Origin of the sequence: Mesorhizobium sp. M8A.F.Ca.ET.202.01.1.1 (genome assembly GCF_004791595.1) — a bacterium.
GTDB lineage: Bacteria > Pseudomonadota > Alphaproteobacteria > Rhizobiales > Rhizobiaceae > Mesorhizobium.
This window is the reverse complement of the sequence record NZ_SRUN01000224.1, coordinates 1-307: the sequence shown is the minus strand read 5'-3', so window position 1 is coordinate 307 and position 307 is coordinate 1. Positions and strand designations below refer to the sequence as shown.

Annotated in this window: 1 protein-coding gene; it reads left to right on the top strand. The window is 54.4% G+C overall.

Features of this window, described 5'->3' with window-relative positions:
- Positions 1 to 307, top strand: a 307-nt coding sequence (locus EN845_RS34595) for a sugar nucleotide-binding protein (RefSeq protein WP_135931328.1), incomplete at both ends; no start/stop codon positions are given.

The following is a 307-nucleotide window of genomic DNA, read 5'->3' as shown; positions in this document are numbered from 1 at the left end:
CGCGTTTTCGCCGCCGACAATCGATTTGTAACGATTGGTACGCTCCGATCATCGGCCAAAGCACGCTATTTTCTGCCAGATGAGCATTGGATCCTAATACCCAATCTCGCCGTTCGGAACGACGGAGATCTGGTGGCCCTGTTTGCCGACACCAAACCGGATGTCGTAGTAAACTGTGTGGGCATCATTAAACAGCTTGACGCCTCCCGAAACCATCTCACGGCACTGTCAATCAACGCTTCTCTCCCTCACCGCCTGGCGCAACTTTGCCGCATGACCGGAGCCCGCTTAGTGCATGAGATCGGAA